This is a genomic window from Desulfogranum japonicum DSM 18378 (assembly GCF_000429945.1).
In the GTDB taxonomy this organism is placed as follows: Bacteria; Desulfobacterota; Desulfobulbia; order Desulfobulbales; family Desulfobulbaceae; genus Desulfogranum; species Desulfogranum japonicum.
In genome coordinates this window covers 146753-164156 of record NZ_AUCV01000003.1, presented here as the reverse complement: position 1 = coordinate 164156, position 17404 = coordinate 146753, and the positions used below count along the sequence as shown (strand labels likewise).

Genomic DNA, 17404 nt, shown 5'->3' with positions numbered 1-17404 from the left:
GAACGGAGATGTAATGACCACGACCGGACAGGCTATGAAAAATTCCCAGGATGCACCACAAAGATTTGAGGATTATGAGGATCTCACCCTTTTTGCTGATGAGTCATTCAACACAGAAGATGTAGACCTCTTTGAATTTACAAGCGAAGAGGATTCGGTTTTAACACGTCTCAAAGCCATTATACTCTCCCTGGACTGGGAAATCAGCGATGATATTCTGCAGGAACTTGCCGATGAGGTCGATAACCTGCAGGAAATGTGGCAGAATGATAAAATAGCTGAGGTATATCTCCAGGGATTGGGAAAAATAGGTCGCTACCTGAGAAGTAAAGGTGCCTACGCTCACCCCAATGCCATTAAATTACTGCTGACCTTTTTTTACAATTTTGAAAAAATTATCTCTTCAGAAAAGATTACTGAAACAGAGATAACCATGTTACTCAAAGGAGATATTCGTAAATTTCGAATTCTCCAGTTTCAAATCAACAAAACCGCAAGTACGGAACAAACCGTTCCTACGCTTCCTGTAGAAGAAACCGTCATATTGACGCCTTCTCCCGAAGAAGAAGCAGTGGTCAGTCCAGAGGAAGAGGATCATCTCAGAATGCTCAAAGCGAGTATCCTCAGCCTTGACTGGGAAGTCACCAATGAAAGTCTGGAACAGTTCAATATCCATCTTGAACATTTCCAGAAACAACTTACTGATGACAAACCAGCACTTGTTCTTGTTCAAGGCTTGCGGGCACTTGGTGATTACATAATTGAAGAGAGAGCTCGAGCCCATCCGGAGTCCTTTACCCTGCTGCATGCATTCTCAGATGCTTTGGAGCAGGTAATGCATGTCGTCCCTGAACAAAGAGATCAGGAACAGATGCGCGCACTCCTGGCAGATCGGGTCGGCAGGCTCAACGGTTTGAAAGCTCTCATAGCAGAGGGGCCCATCACGCCTGAAGATGATGGCAGGCTGGATGAAGTTGTTGATGAAATCACAAGTCCAGTTTCTTTTGAAGAACCCGTAGAGCAGGAAGAGCCTGAGGAGGAATCTCCTGCAGGCCCTGCAGCTTTCTTTGAACCGCCTCCTGCAACGTCCAAATCCGACGGTTCCATTGAATCCGAGCTTGATGATCTCTTCCCTTCAATTGCAATGCCGGGAATGGAATCATCAGATACCAAGTACCCGGATGAAATACTTCCGCCAGATGCTATTCATCCGGTCGATGATTCAGTTGCTGATAATCTGATACATGCAGAAGTCAGTGGCCGGCGAGGGTTTGCGCCGGCACTTTCTGAAGCAATTGATGATAGCCATGGGTTCAGTGAAGACTTTGAGCCGCTGGATGTTCCTACACAGACCGATTTAACAGAGCAACTGGATAGACTTTTCGCAGATAATGATACTGAAGAATCAGTAAGTGATATTGAACCAGAAACCTCAGTCGCTGAACAGAAGGAAGCAGAACTCCCGCCCTCCTCTCCAGATGAGGACGGTATCCTTTCAGCCCTCTCAGATGTCGATATCAGTGAAGAAGAATATGCACAACCAGCCGAGGCTGGAGAAAAAGACGAGCTTTCCCAAGATATAGAAGACAAACTTGACTTCTTTTTTGGCGACGAAGAGGAAAAACTCGAAGCTGTCGAAAGTGAATCACCTGCTGAACCTGAAAGCGAAGATGCCTTTTCACCTGCCCTCGCAGACAGTGATGAAGAAGGTGGTTTTTCAGAAGAAAGCTCCCTGGCTACCATGGATTCTTCTCCACTGCCAGACATTGAAGAGAAACTGGATTTCTTTTTCAACGACGAAGAAGAAAACAAAGACATGCTGTCTGTAGCTGAAGAAGAAGCCACACCAGCGGTAGAAGAACCGGTTGCCCTGGAAGAGATCTCCCCTGCTGCCGATGACACCATGGAAGAAGTGTTTGCACTTTCTGAAGAGGAGGAGCTGCTTGACGAGCTAGAGGAAGAAGAAAGTCTGATTACCGAATTGGACTCATTCCTTGACGCTGACAGCGAAGATGAAACCAGCGATGAATTGACCTTATCACTGGAAGATGAACTGCCTGTGAGCATGGACGCGGAACCAATTGCGCCAGTTTTCGAAGATGAACAGGAAGAAATTGCCTCACTTACAGAAACTGCGGAGCTGTCAGATATAGAGTCAGATATAGAAAGTGTTCTGGATGAGGAAGAGGAAGGCAGTCTCGCCGATGAGTTGAGTACCTTTCTGGAACAGTCCGAAGACGACCACACAACTGAAGAGCTTGCCTTTGCGCTGGAGGGTGAGTCATCTGAGAATATCGATGAAGAATCTTTAGATGTTTTTCTTGGCTCTACAGAGGATGATGAAGATGGACTTCTTTCTGAAGATATAGACGAACTCACCAGAGCTATTGAAGGAACCATTGCAGACAAAGAACAGGCTCCTCAAGTTGCAGCAGCAGTAGAAATGGAAGCGGAACCTCAAGAGGAAGCCGAATCCACAGAACCGCTTGAGGATCGCATGATGAGTCTGGCTGCGCTTGGCAGTCTTTTGCCTGGAATACTCCAGGATCCATCCCTTGAGAAGGTTGAGCAGGCATGTAAGCATGTGGTTGAACTACAGGCTCACACCACAACACCTGTGGAAAAAGTTGTGCTGCAACTCCTGAGCAGCGGTCTCACCCAGCTGCAGTTTGGAAATAAACCGCGCACAGAGCAGACAGCCTCTCTCTTTACCTACCTGTATGAAAAGGCATATGAGGGTGATAAAGTGGAAAATGGCCTGCTCCCTGAGATTGTAGGAAAATATGTGGGCTGGCAATCGGAATTTGTCGCCTCCATGGCTCCGGATCAGCCCACCATATTGCCCCTGGCGAGCAAACCGGACCCAAAACAAAATGTTGCGGCAACTTTGGACATAGACCAGGTCAGGCGGTTAATTAAGGAAGAACTCGCTGAACTGCAAAATACATCCAACTAATTCTATTTCTTACAGCTCCAGGCTCTTCCAACGGAGTCGGAAATAAAAAAGGGAAACAGCAAAAGCTGTTTCCCTTTTTTATTTTAGGGTCAAGTTCTGCAGCAGAAAACCAAGATAACGCCTTCTCTCTACACAGAAACCGGATTTATAATCGTTCACATCACACCATCAAACACAATGTTTGGTATGTGGTAAACTAATAGGGTTTAGTGAACAGTTACAGAATATTATTGTTTCCTGGGGTCAAATGCCTGACGGAGCGCCTCGCCAATGAAAATAAGAAGAACGAGCGTACCCACAAGTACTACAAAGGTACTAATGGATAACCACCAGGCATCAATGTTACCTTTCCCCTGATTCAACAGTTCGCCAAGGCTCGGTGTTGATGGCGGCACCCCTAACCCAAGGAAATCAAGGCTTGTTAACGCAAGCACTGCGCCTGACAAACGAAAAGGGAGGAAAGTAATCACAGGCGTTAAACCATTGGGTAACAGATGACGCAGCATGATAGTAGTATTCTTTACCCCCAGTGCCCTGGCAGCCTGTACATATTCCATGTTTCTCCCTTTAAGAAACTCCGCACGCACATAATCAGCCAATCCCATCCAACCGAACAGTGATAGAAGAATCAAGAGCAGACCAATACTTGGCTTAAAAATAGAGGCAAAAATAATGAGCAAATACAGATCAGGCATAGAACTCCAGAGCTCTATGAAGCGCTGAAACACAAGATCAGTTTTCCCGCCAAAATATCCCTGAATGGCACCGGCAACAATGCCAAAGATGGTACCAATAGTTGTTAATGCCAACCCGAAAAGTACACTGATACGAAAGCCATAAATCAATCGCGCCAGGACATCACGTCCCCGATCATCGGTCCCAAGTAAATTGGTTGTTGTCGGTGGTGACGGTACAGGGCAGTTCAGCTCCAGATTGATCGTATCGTAACTGAATGGATTCAAGGGGAAAACTACCAGGTTTTCACCGGTTTTAAGACGCTGTAATATATAGGGATCGTGATAATCTGTCTCGGTCTGAAAATCGCCCCCAAAAGTAATTTCTGAATACGTATTCCACAGGGGAAAATACCAGTTTCCCTCATATCGAATGAGAAGGGGTTTGTCGTTACTCAGCACTTCTGCAAACAGGCTCAAGCCAAAAAGAATGAGAAAAATAATTAGGGAATAATACCCTCTCTTGCTCTGCTTGAAGAGTGTCCAGCGTCTCTGATTGAGGCTACTGATCTGTCTTTCCTTTTTACCCATCACTGAACCTTATCAAAACTGATTCTGGGATCCACTACAACATAACTCAAATCAGACAACAGCCTGGAGAGCAACCCGATGATTGTAAAAAAGTACAGCGTACCCAAGACTACGGGGTAGTCTCTACTAATCACGGAATTATAGGAAAGCAGTCCCATCCCATCCAGGCTGAAAATTGTTTCAATGAGCAGGCTGCCGGTAAAAAAAGCAGTCATAAAACTACCAGGGAATCCGGTAATGATGGGAATAATAGCATTTCGAAACACGTGCTTATACAGTACCTGATTCTCCGACAGCCCCTTGGCTCTAGCAGTCAAGACATATTGCTTACGAATCTCCTCCAGAAACGAATTTTTCGTCAACAAGGTCATCACTGCAAGACTGCCGACAGTGGAAGAGATGATCGGAAGAACCATATGCCACAGGTAGTCGAGAATTTTTCCGATCAGCGAAAGTTCATTCCAATTATCCGAATGGAGTCCACGCAAGGGAAAAATATCCCAAAAGCTTCCTCCGCCGAACAACACGATTAACAGCACACCAAGGACAAAGCCCGGGATTGCATAACCGACAAGAATAATAGTACTGGAAATGATGTCAAAGGTTGTTCCATCCTGAACGGCTTTGCGTATTCCCAAAGGGATACAGATTGAATAGACCAAGATAAAAGTCCACAGGCCAAGGGACATGGACACGGGCAGTTTAGAAATCACAAGTTGAACAACACTTGTGTGATGATAATAGGACTCTCCAAAATCAAATACCAGATATCGTTTCATCATGGAAAGAAACCGTTCAGCAGGCGGTTTGTCAAACCCATAGAGTTTCTCCAAAGCCTTGATGCGCTCTGGGTTCAATCCGTTTTTCCCCTGATACAGGCTTCCCCCGCTGCTGGCTTCACCGCTGTTTTTGAGCCCTTCAATCTGAGCTACCATTTGCTCTACAGGCCCACCTGGAACAAATTGAGTAACCATAAAAGTCAGCAGCATGACGCCAAACAAAGTTGGAATCATAAGTAACAACCGTTTCAGAATATACCAACTCAATTCTCTACCACCATCCTTCCAGCTTCAGGTAACTGATCATGGGACATGTAACTCCTTGCACCGTTTCCATAAACTTCTGGCTAACTGATGTCTCTCCATAAATGGTCTTTTCGGCGTCTCGTCAATGGCTCAATACGGCCGGCATGGAACCATTGACGCTACGACGTTACCAAACCGATATCCTGCGCAATTTTAGATAATTATTATTTTTCGCAACCCGTAACTCCGAGGCATGCGGTAAAATGTATCGCATGCCTCTGAGTTTCCTCTTACCTAAACTGGAGCAAAAATCATTAGTTATGGACAGACTCTAGAAAAATCAGACTTCAAAAAGACCTTTTATGGAAGACACTAACTGATCTTTATTTCTCCGATCATGTCTCTTTCATGTTGTTCCATGCTATGTTTTCGCTGTTGTTCCAACTCGCGAATATGCTGGGCCTCCTGTTGCTGCAGATCCTGTATGGAATACACAGTCTCCTGACTTCCAGCTCCACTCAGTAAAGGGGCCTGTGTCAGAGGTGTTTCCTCAATCCCTGATGCAGCACTCTCAAGACCGGTTTCCTGAGGTCGCTTCAAGACGGCAAGCACCCCTTCCTGGACCATGACCACATCAACCAGTTCCCAGCCAAACTTGCCCTGCTCGTTGAGTGTTGTTTCCATCTCTTCATCGTCAATGTAACGATCGCCCAGCAAACCGTCTTTGGCGAACTCGAAAACAATAGTCCTGTATTGCCATACCATTTGCATTCTCCTGTTACCGTTCACAGTGAGCATATCTTGTACATATCGAAAAGAAAGGTCGATATAACATTCCCTTATTGCACCACAAACTTATCATCTTTAAACTTACCTTTAATCATTCTGCCATCGGCAAACACGATTTGCCCTGAACCATGGCGACGACCATGTTTAAAATTTCCTGTATACTCACTTCCATCAGGAGAAAGAAGTGTGCCGTACCCGTGAGGAAGATCTTTCTCAAAGTCGCCGGTATACTGTTTCCCATCGGCATATTGGAGTTCACCGCTTCCCTGAAAATACCCTTTGTAAAAATCTCCTTCATATCGGCTTGTGTCTGGAAAAACATAGCTTCCATGCCCTGAAAACTGATTATTTACAAAATGTCCTTTATACGATGAGCCATCAGGGTATTGTAAAATCCCCTGCCCTTCACGCCCCCCTCGCCGAAACTCCCCGGTATACACACGACCATCAGCAAACACATATTTGCCTTTGCCGTGAAGTTTGCCTTTTTCAAAAGCTCCTTTATAGTGATCTCCATTGCTCCACTGTATTTCACCCTGACCTTCCATTCGGCCATCAACGAAATCACCATCATAGGTTGAGTTATCGTGAAAAGTTACTGATGATCTCCCTGTAAAACGTTCATGCTGCTGGGGATCTTTATAGAGGATATCACCAATGAGATATTCACCCTTCTCAGTCTTACTGTTCTCTGGAACACGGCCGGTGATCAATATTCCACCGACCTGTTCCCCTTTATCATCACCTGGTTTTTCATGGACATTCTGCTGTTTTTTGTTGTTTACTGAAGCCACCTGTTCTTTTTCAGGAGGAACAACAGGTGCTCCGTGCTTAAATTGCCCTGAAAAAGAAGTTCCATCTTTCTTTTTCAACAAGCCTTTGCCGTGGAGTATTCCCTTTGCAAACTCGCCCTCGTACCGACTGCCGTCTGCATATAGTAAAATGCCTTTTCCGTCACGCTTTCCTGCGACCCAATCTCCTTCATAGCGGCTTTTATCGGGATATTCCATCATTCCCTTTCCTTGGGGAACACCTTTGACAAAACTCCCGGTGTACACTCTTCCGTCCTTCCATTGCATCGTACCTTGGCCAGTCATCTCACCATGTTCAAAGGCCCCTGTATAAATATCCCCATTGACTGCCGTTAGTTTTCCCTTACCATGGTACTGATCTTGGTCGAATTCACCTTCATAAATGGTGCCATCAAGCTGTTGCAATGTGCCTTTGCCTTGCCGGTACTGATCCACATACTTTCCGGTATATCGGCTTCCATCCAGGTATCGTCGTACACCCTCTCCGTTGGGTTTTCCATCCTTGAACCAGCCTTCAAAGGTCGAACCATCCGCATACATTAGCCGGCCTGTTCCATGAACGACATTATTGCGAAAATCCCCAGTAAATTCACGTCCATCCGGGTAAAACAGTGTACCTGTACCATTAAACCTGCCCAGAGAAAACTCTCCTATATACTGCTGACCATTGGGCTCGGTCAAAGATCCCCTTCCATTAATGACACCGTCCTTGAAAGTACCCACGTAACGACGTCCGTCACTATATGCCAGTTCTCCCTGGCCATGATAACGCCCCTGGACAAATTCACCGTTATACCAGCTGTTATCGGGAAAATGCAATGTCCCCTGTCCCCACAGATATCCATGCTTGAATTCACCTTCGTACAGACGACCATCCGGGCTGCGATACTTTCCCAGACCATTTCTGCAATCCCCTTCAAGGCACCCACCAGCCACAGGAGCAACACTCAGCGTTAAACACAATGCTGATACAAGCAATGTCATCATGTACTTGAATGTCATATCACCGACCTTCCTGGTAAATTTTCTTCACTTCATCAGCAATAATTTGAATTCCCCGGTGTACATCGCTCTCTTCCTGGGAATAATTCACCCGTATACACTCTTGCATATGTGGCCAATCAGCGTCCAGGCCGGGAAAAAAATAATGACCTGAAACAACCACGACTTTGCGAGCTTTCAGTCGTTCATACAATACCTGGCTGGAAACAGGCAAGCCAGGGAACCAAAACCAGAGAAACATGGCGCCCTCAGGCACATGCACCTTGTACGGACATCCTGCAAAAGCCTGATCAATCACATCCAGGACCCGCTCCATTTTTCCCTGGTAATAGGGTTTTATAACCTCATTGCTGAGACGAAGCATCTCTCCTGATTGCATCAGAGGTGCTGTGAGCATGGCACCAAAGCTTCCGGGAGCAAGGTTTGCAACGGAATTTATTCCTGATAAAACATCCACGATCTCTTTGTTGGCAATAATTATACCGGTTCGAACAGCCGGTAAACCAAATTTGGAGAGACTCATGGAAACAATGACGTTTTCATTCCAGAAAGGGCTGGCTTGTGTATAAATCATACCAGGAAAGGGAATGCCATAGGCCGAATCGATTATCAAGGGAATGGCATGTTTCTCAGCAAGCTCAACAAGCCCCTGAATTTCTTCATCTGTAAGTACATTACCGGTGGGATTGGTCGGTCTGGAAACACACAGAGCGCCTATATCATCATCCACCACTATCTGGTCAAAATCAACCCGGTATTTAAAACGATGTTCGCCGCGTTCTTCAATGCGCGGTTTGACTGAAACAAAAAAATCACTGCACAGCCCCAGATCGGCATATCCTATGTATTCAGGTGCCATGGGCAACAGGATCTTTTTGCTGCTCCCATCAGGATAACGACCGGCCAACATATTAAAAAGGATGAAAAAGGCAGCCTGACTGCCATTGGTCAGACAGATATTTTCAGGTCCCACCTTCCAGCCGAATTGCTGATGAAGAAGGTCTGCCAAAGCTTCCAGAAAAACTCCTTTTCCTTTGGGGGGGTCATAAATACCGACCAGTTTACGCAACTCGTCTTCATCGTCTATAATAGCCTGCAGCTGTGTCTTCACAGCCTCCTGTACTTCAGGGATATGCCCGGGGTTTCCACCGCCCATCATAATCATGCCACCCTGGGCAAGAGCATTCCCCAAATCATCCATCAGCGAGAGTATTCCCGCATCACCTGAAAATTTTTTCCCAAAATTGGAAAGATTCATACTTGTTCAACTCCGTTAAAACATAGACTATCGACTTCGGGGATCACGCTGCCGCCTTTATCCTCGATTCTCTTTTTTTACACGAGCCCGATACAGTTTACAGTGCTCGCCTGAACTTGCAAATACCACTTTGGAGGGCATTTCTCTGCTTTTAAAACCATATGCCCTGCAGCCTCTTGGTGTCAGAGGCTCATAGGTGATGTAAAAGTGAACACACCCCTGGCAGTTGGGAGGTAACGAGTTCTGTCCCGGCATATTCATCTCTCTGCACGTTTGCCACTGGTCAATTGCTGCATTGCTGCATCCATAGCGTTTTTCTCTGCAAAAAGAGTTACAATATCTCCTGCCATGAACACCAGGTTTCCTCTGGGTATATGGGAAACCCCATTACGTTCAACGGCAACCACATTCGCACCTTCTGATAACTGTAATTCTTTAAGAGACATTCCCACAGCAACATTGCCTGGTTGCAACCGGACCTCAAAAAAGGTATTACCACTCTTTTTACGAAGAGTCATCTTGTCGCCAAGCAGTTGCCCTCTCTGTTTGCGAACAATGGCAACATCATAGGCACGCAATATATTGCTTCTGCTTATCAAACCAATGAGTTCACGGTCGTTACGACGGCTGACAACAGGTAGCCTGGCAAGATCCCGAGGCGCCATTTTTTGAATAGCTGTCCAGATGGGTTCGTCTGCATACACGGTGAGAGGATTGACCACAGCCACATCTTCAACCTTCAGTTCTCTTATAGTTTGCTCTCCACTGCTGAGCACACGTTCCAGATCCTGCAGGGTAACGATCCCCCAGAGTTCTCCCTTATCGTCAACAACGGGAAACCCCAGGTAGGTAGTTTCCTGAAATTTTCTATACAATAAAGCAAGGGGATCACTGCTTTTCACCACCTCAGGCTCATGGTTCATAACTTCACGTACCATTACCCCCTGCATGATATCCAGATCTCTTCCCTGGGAAAATCTGATACCTCTTCGGGTCAGCTTGGCTGTATACATGGACTCGGAATAAAAATACAGCGAAGCATAGGATGCCGTGACAGATGCCACCATAAGCGGCAGGATAAGCGAATAATCATTACTCATTTCAAAGACTATGAGTATGGCGGTAAGCGGCGCATGGGCACAAGCTGCAAACACCGCAGCCATTCCGACCAGAGCATATGCACCTGGTGGGCTTGTTCCCCCTGGTAAAACTATTTCAAAGGCTGTTCCAAGAGCACCGCCCAATACGGCACCTGTAAAAAGCGAAGGGGCAAAAACACCACCTGAATTTCCAGATCCCAATGTAAAAGAGGTTGCCAGCGGTTTCAATACGACAAGGAGCAAAAAAAGAAAGAAACTCGTGTCACCACGCAATGCTTTTTCTATAAATTCAAATCCGGGCCCGTACATATGCGGTTTGTGCTCTATCAGCTGTTGAGCGTCAAACCCCATAAGGCTGGAGAGGGAAGTCCCACTGAACGAAACATACATCATTCCCAGGAGGCCCAGACAGATGGCACCTACTGCAGGTTTCAGGGCAAGGGGAAACTTCCACTGATCAAAGACCCGTTCGGAAAGATCAAGAACCCGAATAAAAAAAATCCCCACCAAGGCTGCCACAAGCCCTAAAAAAAGAAAAAGTAAAATCTCCATTGGTGAAGACATGGTGTAGGCGGGAACCAAAAAAGCCGGTTTATCGCCTAAAAATACCTGACTTACAATGGAGGCGGAAACGGCTGCAATGACGACATTGCCGAACAGCCTCACCTGTAACTCACTCATCAACACTTCAATGGCAAAAGCAACACCGGCAATGGGAGCGTTAAAAGTTGCCGCAATACCCGCTGCAGCGCCACATGAAACAAGATTTTTAATGCGTTCGTCGCTGAGGTGCAGGAGCTGACCGGTTACCGAACCAAAAGCAGAACCAACCTGGACAATAGGGCCCTCGCGCCCAGCCGACCCACCAGACCCGATGCAGAGAGCTGAAGCGACAATTTTTGCAAGGGCAACCCTGGGGCGTATTCGCCCTCCCTTGAGAACTAGCGCCTGCATCACTTCCGGGATACCGTGCCCCTTGGCCTCTCTGGCAAAAAACGCTATAAGGGGTCCACTTAAGAGAGCCCCGGCAACAGGTATCACCAGATAGGTCCATATTCCCATATAGGGAGAAAGCAGGGTAAACAGTGCATAGAGTCCCCGCTCTATGAGACTGATCAGATGGATAAAAAAAACAGCGGCAAGACCTGTCACCACACCAACAGCAATGGACAACAGCAACAGCAAGAGGCCCTGAGGAGGAGAGAGCCGATCAAGAAAAAGCCCGAAAGGATTTCTTTTTTTTATCATACAATCAGGTCAAATACTGCGGGTTCTTGGGATAATCAAAAAACTGCAGCGAGCCGGTGCCGCTGTGAATCTCTTCCCATTTGTGTACGGGGAAGCGTAAACTTACGATACCACAGGTGGGTATATTGGCAAGGTGCAGTCCACCAAGCGCGTTGGCCAATACCGTGAACTCGGGATTGTGGCCGACCAATAACAGGGACGCATACGAATCCTCCAGAGCACGAATGATTGCAAACAGTGTTCCAGGTGAAGCCGCATACACCCTGGGCTCATAGATAATATCCTTTTGGGGAAACCCTGTAGCTTCAGCCATTGCAAGAACCGTTGCCCGTGCACGTGCAGCTGGGCTGGATATGACGACATCTGGCAGCACCGAGTGTTCTTTCAATCTTGCTGCCATAACAGGGGCATTTCTTTCGCCGCGTTTGTTAAGAGGACGGTCAAAATCACTCAGTTCTGGATGTTTCCAGCTGGATTTGGCATGTCGACACAGGGTAACAATTTTCATAGCTATTCCAGTTGGTTCTGAATATCCTGCCATAAAGCGGCATATGCCGCGGCAGCAGGGGAAGCAGGGAGAGCCGCTGTCACAGGTTGGCGATAAATCCCCATACGTTCCACATCAGCCAGATAGGGTATGAATGAGGAAAGAACACCTTTGTTATGGGCCATGGAATCCATGATGTCTGAATGCATTTTTTTTCTACGTTCCACCATGGAGAAAAAAACCAGTGCTTTTTTCTTTTTCTGGCCGATTTTGTCTAAAAATTTATACAGCTGTTTCAAAGATAATACAGACAATGTTGTGGGGATGGTCGGTACCAGAATGGTGTCTGCTGCATAAAAGATATTTTCTGCCAGCAGCGTCAGGTTGGGCGGACAATCAAGAAAGATACGATCATACTCTCCTAGCAGCGGCTGCAACACCTTTGCCAGTCTCTGCTCAGCTTTTTTGAGGTCATCCAGGGCAATATCGATGTTACGGTAGCTGAAATCGGCGGGCAGAAGGTCCAGCCCTATATAATCGGTGCCGCGAATATTGTCCTCCACATGCTTGCCGCCTTTCAACAACTTGTTGGTATTGTATTTTTTAGGTGAACGAATACGAAAATAGTAGGAGGCTGATCCTTGCGGATCAAGATCACAAAGCAGGGTTCTAGCGCCATCCCGGGCTGAAAGATAGGAAAGATTCACTGAAGTTGCCGTCTTTCCCACGCCACCCTTGATATTATACACAGCTATTATGCTCATATCAGGCCTCCTCTACCCCTTGAACAGACGATTATACAAACCAACATTGTCAGGGTGACTGAAAGCCCTGAATATTTCCTCAAAGCCTGTGCGGACCATTTGCTGTTCATGCGCAAGTGAGGCCATTAATCCTCCTAATGCTGCAGCCATTTCCTGATTCTTTCTGGAGCCTGGCTTGAGTTTCTCCAGGGTATGGAGAAGCATTTCCCGTTGCACGGAAAGATCGTTAAAATCTCCAAGATTATTCTGTAATGTTTTAAGCTGCTTAATTGCAGTTTCAATTTCCTCTTTAGGGAAAAGCGACCTGAAAAATTCCATGGCATAGCGAAGCTTCTTTCCTTCAATGCGCAATTCGTGCAGCTTTTCATCCGGACAACCTGGGGTAATAACCTGACCGTCCTTCATTACCCGCTTATATCTGCGATAAATAACCTTCCTGGCAACATCGACAATCGGATTGTCCGCATACTGCGCAGGTTCCTTATCTTCCTGCTGCAAATGCTTTTCCCAGGTTACCAGTAAGCTTTCCACCCTGCCGCTCTTCAATTCTCTTGCCAGCAATTTCTGTTGCCTTTGCCTCTCCTGCTGCAAGGTGGTAAAAAAGGTGGTTAATCCTGGCTGCAGACAGGCAGGGAGCCGTTTTCTGTACTTTTCCTCACTCAGCAGATAGACGTCCAGGTCACGCACAGGTCCGGTAACGCTGCCAAGTTTCTTGAATTCAGCTTTAAACCGGGCCACCACCTCTTCCGGAAGCACCTTTTTTATCAAAGTCAGGCCGGAACGGGTCCGGCGTATGGCAACCCGTAAATCATGCAGAAACTCAGAATCAAGATCAGCAATCACACCGGGAACGTTTACCCGCATGGTTTCTGCTAGCTGCGTGTAGATGGATGTTACCGCACTCCTGGCAACCTGATCCGGATCAAGCGACAGATTGAACTTGGAGCTATAATCTCCGGGATGTCGTCCGGTGGTGGCAGCCGCTGCCTCCAACCCTATGAGCAGAGGACAGCTAGACTGGCTGGGAAAAGGCGCCAGGGCCTGGCGTACTGCCTGATACTCATCCCTGTACCCGCGCACAGGCATAAGATAGGCCAGTTGCCTTACCTCTTCAGTTCCCTCAAAAGCGTATTGCTCCACGATAAAGCGGACAACGGTTTTTTCATCCTTATTCAAAACCCTGTGGGTCACCAAGGTGTATTGTGCGGTCTGCAGGGGGAGAAGTGCTCGAACCTCAAGAAGTTTGGTAAAAATAGTGGTCAGGTCTGTACCCACAAAGGCGCTTGCAAAAACAGCTTTCTTCTGCGGAACACCTTTGACCTGTTTGACAAGGACGCCACTATCCCTGCTATACAGTGACCAGGAAGAGCCGGTTGCCAGGCAAACATACCCCTGTTCATACAATCGCCAGTCATAGGTGTCATACCAGGTAACATGCTTTTTATATTCCTCGTCCTGTTGCAGCGAAAAAGTGCCTTCGATCTTTTCTACCAGGGCCTCCAGGGAGTATTCCTCAGTAAGATTCCATACCTCTGTAACCTTTTCCAGCATCCCCCCTCCTGTTCAACTGCGGTAATCAGCGTTAATTTTCACATAGTCATAAGAAAAATCACAGGTATAGACCTCTGCCGAAGCACCACCGTCATGCAGATCAATGGTTAGGGTGAACGCTTTCTTCTTCAGCACCTGAGAGGCAAGTTTTTCCCTTTCCTTTCCAACGCACATTCCATTTTCCACCAGTACAACATCATCAAAACTCATGGTGACCTTATCCGGATCAAAAACACACTCTGATCTTCCCAGGGCAGCAATAATTCTTCCCCAGTTGGCGTCTTCTCCAAAAAAAGCCGTCTTCACCAGGGCAGAATTGGCAATGGTCTGGGCTGCACTCATGGCACTGTCAGCATCCCTGGCTCCGGTGACACGCACAGTAACAAGCTTTGTGGCACCTTCTCCGTCAGCTACGATCTGCAACGCCAGGTCATGAAAAACAGCAGTCAACGCCTCAGCAAATGCCCGGCTGCCTTCCGGATTACCTTCATCGATCCAGTCGTTTCCCGCAGTGCCGTTGGCCATAACCAGAACCATATCATTGGTTGAGGTATCACCATCAACGGTAATACGGTTAAACGTCGTATCAACCCCACCAACAACCATTTCCTGTAGTACAGGATAGATTATCTGTGCATCGGTTACAACAAAACAGAGCATGGTGGCCATGTCAGGCATGATCATACCCGAACCTTTAGCAACGCCGAGCAGAGAGACAGTAGTACCGTTAATATCAACGGTTCTGTATGAAGTCTTAGTCACCAGGTCAGTTGTCATAATTGCCCGGGAAAACAGATCAAAACCATCTTCTCCAAGACCTTCGACAAGCTCTTTCATACTCCGTTCAAACGGCTCCAGAGACATCTGTTCACCAATGACACCGGTGGATGCAACCTGAACAAGCTCTTCCTCAACACCAAGCTCTGCTGCAGCCAGGGCAGCCGAACCAACAGCCGTTTTCATCCCCTGCTCACCGTTACAGGCATTTGCGTTGCCACTGTTGACAAGAATTGCCTGGGCCTTACCCAGTCGCAGACGCTCCATATCCAATAGCACTGGAGCGGCTTTTACTTTGTTGGTTGTAAAAGCCCCGGCTGTAACAGCTGGAACCTCAGAAAAAATCAAGCCAATATCCAATCTGTCCGGATACCGGACCCCGGCTTTCACGGCAGATGCCTTAAACCCTTTTACCTGCATAGTATTCCTCAATGGACTTCATATATTCGTATTCCTGAACCTGTGTGCATCAACAAAACACGCAGACAAAATAGCTATATTTTGATGCATACGTTCAAAACAGCAGATGTCCTGTGCCTCAATCATGTACAGAACAATGTAACAGAAATGAGCTTTGTATCTTTCCGAGATATGCGGAAACAACAAATAGCCCCAGCCTCTGGCTTTGAGCCATAACTGATCAAAGGTATTCAAACTGCCAATCTAACAGATACCGAGCAAAAGAAAAGAATAACCATCTGTTCACGCGGTCATTTTTTCTTGACCGATACTACATGAATGTGTGACTGTGACGTTTGGTGTTCTGTGTTTGAGCAGTGCCAGTCTGACCCCATCTTCTCTCCCTGAAACATACCTGTCTAGTTATCAGCTCAACAAGAGCGAATGAGCGGTGAGGAAAAACAGCAGCCATATCAACAATGGCGTTTATATATACTTCATGGAAAAAATTTATTGGGTTCTTACCACAACCATCTTTGTGATGGATTTAGCCATCCGGATTGGGTTGTCCCTGCGGGTGATAATGCGCAAACGATCACCAAGCGTATCATTGGCCTGGCTGGTTATAGTGCTTCTTCTCCCATTTGCCGGTGCCATTATCTACCTGCTGTTTGGAGAGACAAGAATAGGCGAGCGCCGGGCAATCAAGCTGCTGGCCCAAAAGCCATTGGTACAGCAATGGACCAAAAGCCTCTATCAGCGCGTAAAAGTCGATTGGAACGGTATCAACCCGGAATGTATTCCTATTGATCGTCAGGTGAATGCCACCATTGGGATTCCCACCATGCCAGATAACGACCTGGAACTTTTCTCGACCTCCGATCTCTTTTTCAGCGCCCTGATTGAGGATATCAATAAAGCACAATCAAGTTGCTTTCTTGAGTTTTACATTTACACGGAAGGCGGATTAGCTGATGAAGTGAGTATTGCCCTCATACAGGCACAGGAGCGTGGAGTTACCTGCAGATTACTTCTCGATTCCATAGGCAGTCGCGATTTTCTCCGCAGCCAGAGGGCAAAACGCATGCAGCTTGCGGGTATAGAAATCGTGGAAGCACTCCCTGCCGGTCTTTTTCGTGCCCTCTTTGTTCGCATAGACCTGCGTAATCATCGCAAAATAGCCATAATTGACGGTTCAATTGCCTACACCGGCAGCCACAACCTGACTGACCCTAAATTTTTCAAACAGGATCATGGTATAGGAGAATGGGTGGATACCATGGTTCGCATTCGCGGCCCTGTGGTGGAAATCATCACAGCCGCATTTATCTACGACTGGATTCTGGATAGTCAGCAAGATCTGGAAGATATATCTTCCTCTTCGGAAATCACTCCGAATCCACCAGCGGGGAACGCCCTGGTCCAACTGGTCCCATCGGGACCTGGACTGGCCGAGGATACCCTGCACAACCTGCTACTGACAACCATCTACGCTGCCCGTTCGGAGCTGCTCCTCACCACACCCTATTTTGTGCCAGATAACGCCATACTTGCGGCTCTCCGTTCTGCGGCACAGAAAGGGGTCAGGGTAACCATCATTATTCCGGAACGTAATGATTCCAAGCTGGTACATTACGCCAGTCGCGCCAGACTGGGCATCTTGATAAAGGCAGGGGTACGCATCATGGCTTTTTCAGGTGGCCTCCTGCATGCAAAAACCATTACAGTGGACAGGGATTTCTGTCTGTTCGGATCTGTGAACCTGGACATGCGCAGCTTCTGGCTGAACTTTGAAATGACACTCTGTGTATATGACAAAGAGTTTACCCAGCATGTACGTAAACTCCAGCACTGCTATCTGACCCAGTCACGACGTATAAGCCCGGACGACCTTACCAGACGATCTTTTTTCGAGCGCCTGAAAGAAAATACAGCTCTCCTTGTAAGCCCCCTACTATAGCTCGCCCTGAC

12 protein-coding genes are annotated in these 17404 nt (G+C 47.1%); 2 read left to right on the top strand and 10 right to left on the bottom strand.

What is annotated here, in order from left to right; all coding sequences use genetic code 11:
• Positions 1–13: 13 nt before the first annotated feature.
• Positions 14–2956, top strand: coding sequence for a hypothetical protein (locus tag G493_RS0103910; RefSeq protein WP_028579324.1), 2943 nt, complete (start codon positions 14–16; stop codon positions 2954–2956).
• Between the two features lie 227 nt (positions 2957–3183).
• Here G493_RS0103910 and G493_RS0103905 read toward each other — a convergent pair whose 3' ends face one another.
• The 10 genes from G493_RS0103905 to argJ form a co-directional block, all read right to left on the bottom strand.
• Positions 3184–4221: an ABC transporter permease gene (locus G493_RS0103905; protein ID WP_028579323.1), complete on the bottom strand. Its 1038-nt coding sequence runs from the start codon at positions 4219–4221 to the stop codon at positions 3184–3186.
• Positions 4221–5234, bottom strand: a complete 1014-nt coding sequence (locus G493_RS0103900) for a microcin C ABC transporter permease YejB (protein ID WP_051308994.1) — start codon at positions 5232–5234, stop codon at positions 4221–4223. Before G493_RS0103900 ends, G493_RS0103905 begins: the two co-directional genes overlap by 1 nt.
• Positions 5235–5618: 384 nt before the next feature.
• Entirely contained in the window at positions 5619–6011 is a 393-nt protein-coding gene (locus tag G493_RS0103895) for a hypothetical protein (RefSeq protein WP_028579321.1), read from the bottom strand.
• Between the two features lie 74 nt (positions 6012–6085).
• Positions 6086–7849, bottom strand: coding sequence for an MORN repeat-containing protein (locus G493_RS0103890; protein WP_028579320.1), 1764 nt, complete (start codon positions 7847–7849; stop codon positions 6086–6088).
• Position 7850: 1 nt separating this feature from the next.
• Positions 7851–9107: a valine--pyruvate transaminase gene (locus tag G493_RS0103885; protein WP_028579319.1), complete on the bottom strand. Its 1257-nt coding sequence runs from the start codon at positions 9105–9107 to the stop codon at positions 7851–7853.
• A gap of 257 nt (positions 9108–9364) precedes the next feature.
• Positions 9365–11455 carry a chloride channel protein gene (locus G493_RS0103875; RefSeq protein WP_028579317.1) on the bottom strand — a complete coding sequence of 697 codons (2091 nt, stop codon included), beginning with the start codon at positions 11453–11455 and terminating at the stop codon, positions 9365–9367.
• 4 nt (positions 11456–11459) lie between these two features.
• Positions 11460–11963 (bottom strand): SixA phosphatase family protein, encoded by a 504-nt coding sequence (locus G493_RS0103870; protein WP_028579316.1) that lies wholly within the window; start codon positions 11961–11963, stop codon positions 11460–11462.
• 2 nt (positions 11964–11965) lie between these two features.
• Positions 11966–12706, bottom strand: coding sequence for a ParA family protein (locus G493_RS0103865; RefSeq protein ID WP_028579315.1), 741 nt, complete (start codon positions 12704–12706; stop codon positions 11966–11968).
• Between the two features lie 12 nt (positions 12707–12718).
• Entirely contained in the window at positions 12719–14257 is a 1539-nt protein-coding gene (locus G493_RS31760; RefSeq protein ID WP_051308993.1) for a CHAD domain-containing protein, read from the bottom strand.
• A gap of 12 nt (positions 14258–14269) precedes the next feature.
• Positions 14270–15454: a bifunctional glutamate N-acetyltransferase/amino-acid acetyltransferase ArgJ gene (gene argJ / locus G493_RS0103855; protein ID WP_028579314.1), complete on the bottom strand. Its 1185-nt coding sequence runs from the start codon at positions 15452–15454 to the stop codon at positions 14270–14272.
• Between the two features lie 478 nt (positions 15455–15932).
• Between argJ and cls the strand changes: the two genes are divergently transcribed.
• Positions 15933–17393 carry a cardiolipin synthase gene (cls, locus tag G493_RS0103845; protein ID WP_028579312.1) on the top strand — a complete coding sequence of 487 codons (1461 nt, stop codon included), beginning with the start codon at positions 15933–15935 and terminating at the stop codon, positions 17391–17393.
• Positions 17394–17404 lie beyond the last annotated feature (11 nt).